This is a genomic window from Mesorhizobium sp. M7A.F.Ca.CA.004.04.2.1 (assembly GCF_004022825.1).
Taxonomy (GTDB): Bacteria; Pseudomonadota; Alphaproteobacteria; order Rhizobiales; family Rhizobiaceae; genus Mesorhizobium.
In genome coordinates, this window is sequence record NZ_RZPH01001254.1 from 1 (window position 1) to 1,509 (window position 1,509).

The 1,509-nt window shown below is 60.7% G+C and carries 2 protein-coding genes and 1 pseudogene; all 3 read left to right on the top strand.

The genetic code is table 11. The features are described from left to right. Positions 1 to 425, top strand: a pseudogene (locus EN893_RS33570) (M48 family peptidase); the annotation flags it as partial. Between the two features lie 61 nt (positions 426 to 486). Then, positions 487 to 1,290 (top strand): DsbA family protein, encoded by an 804-nt coding sequence (locus tag EN893_RS33575; RefSeq protein WP_127272408.1) that lies wholly within the window; start codon positions 487 to 489, stop codon positions 1,288 to 1,290. 121 nt (positions 1,291 to 1,411) lie between these two features. Next, a partial coding sequence (locus EN893_RS33580) for a type II 3-dehydroquinate dehydratase (RefSeq protein WP_206640234.1) occupies positions 1,412 to 1,509 on the top strand: 98 nt, incomplete at its 3' end.

The following is a 1,509-nucleotide window of genomic DNA, read 5'->3' on the forward strand; positions in this document are numbered from 1 at the left end:
TCCAGGAACTGCGCGGCGACATCCTGATGAAGGCAAACAAACCCAAGGAAGCCGCGGACGCCTACGCCAAGGCGGTCAGCCTCGATTCGGCGCGGTCCGGTCTGCTGCCGGTGTCCATGGGCCAGGCGCTGATGGCCGTCGGCACGCCCGACTCTCTGAAAAAAGCCGTCGTGCAGATCAACAACGGCCTCGGGCGCGACAAGGAAAATTCAGCCGGGTATCGCTATCTGGCACAGGCCTACGGTGAGTTGGGTGACATACCGGGCGCCGAACTTGCCACCGCCGAAAGCCATTTCTATTCCGGCAACTACAAGGATGCGAAGATTTTCGCCATGCGGGCGCAGCAGCAGATGAAACGCGGCGAGCCGCGCTGGCTTCGCGCCCAGGATATCATAAACTACAAGCCGTCAACCAAGATCAAGTGAACCTTCCGGCCGCGCGCCACGACATAGCCAGACCGGAAAACAGGTAGAAGGAACAGGAACGATGAAAAAGGCACTGCTGCTGGGCACCACGGGGGTTGCGGTCGCCCTGGCCATGCTGGCTTTCGGATTCGTTGCCGGAAACCCGCAGATCGCCAAGGCCGGTACCGCACAGCCGGTCGAGACCGCGGCGGCCGATACCAAGATCGACCGCACCGAGGTCGAAGGCATCATCCGCGACTATTTGTTGAAAAACCCGGAAGTCCTCCTGGAAGTCCAGGACGCGCTTGAGGCCAAGCAGAAGGAAGAGCAGCGCATCGCTCATCTCGGCGTGATCAAGAATGCCAAGGACCAGATCTTCAACTCCGCCTTCGACGGCGTCGTCGGCAATCCGAACGGCAAGGTCACCATCGTCGAGTTCTACGACTACAATTGCGGCTTCTGCAAACGCGCCATGGACGACATGCAGGCGCTGACCAAGACCGATCCGGACCTGCGCTTCGTGCTCAAGGAATTCCCCATCCTTGGACCGGAATCGCAGAAGGCGAGCGTGGTCTCGATGGCCTTTCACCTGATGCACCCGGAAAAGTACGGCGAGTTCCACAATGCGTTGCTCGGCGGCCAGGGACGCGCCACCGAGGCGTCGGCAATCAAGGTCGCGCTGTCGCTCGGCGCCGACGAAGCGGCGCTGCGCGAGAAGATGAAGGACCCGACAATCAACGAGGCCCTCGCCAAGACCTACGATCTTGCCAACAAGCTGGCGATCACCGGAACGCCGTCCTATGTCATCGGCAACGAGGTGGTGTTCGGAGCACTCGGGCAGGAAGTGCTGGCAGAAAAGATCGAGGCGGCGAAAGCCGCGCTCTGATCTTGCTCGCCAGCTATTTCTCACGGGCACATTTCCGCCTGTTGTGGACAGTGAAAGAACGCACTTGTGCTCTTTCCGCGGGCGGCTATGCCCATTATAGAGGGCCCAGCGCGCCGGCTTGATGACGGCGCCGGGAAAGGTCGGCTTTTTGAAAACGGTTTTCGTCCTGAACGGTCCCAATCTCAACGCGCTCGGCAAGCGCGAGCCGGGCATCTATGG

Coding starts and splice junctions, on each gene's coding strand:
- EN893_RS33575 (WP_127272408.1), top strand. CDS start 487: ATGAAAAAGGCACTGCTGCTGGGCACCACGGGGGTTGCGGTCGCCCTG.